Raw genomic sequence first — 243 nt, 5'->3', positions numbered from 1 at the left:
TCCTTGGTGCGTTCGCGAATGCGCGACAGCCGGTAGCTCAGCTGCGGCCGGGTCATGCCCAGCGCGCGCGCCGCAGCCGCGAGGTTGCCGCCGGCGCGGCGCACCGCCTCCTGCAGCAGGCCGTCCTCCAGTGCTTCCAGGTGCAGGCCCTGGCCCAGCATGGCGTCGTACAGGCCCGAGGCGTCGGCCATGCCCTCGGCACCGGGCCCTTGCGCCAGGTAGCCCTGCGCATCGATACCGCTA

At 73.3% G+C, this 243-nt stretch carries 1 protein-coding gene; it reads right to left on the bottom strand.

Going from position 1 to position 243, the window contains the following annotated elements:
* The coding region (locus tag MXD60_RS26470) for a helix-turn-helix domain-containing protein (RefSeq protein ID WP_248822416.1) at window positions 1-243 on the bottom strand (243 nt) is incomplete at both ends.

Origin of the sequence: Frankia sp. AgB32 (genome assembly GCF_023243045.1) — a bacterium.
Classification (GTDB): Bacteria; Actinomycetota; Actinomycetes; order Frankiales; family Frankiaceae; genus Frankia.
The sequence above is the reverse complement of the archived record's forward strand: the minus strand, read 5'-3'. Positions and strand labels throughout refer to the sequence as shown.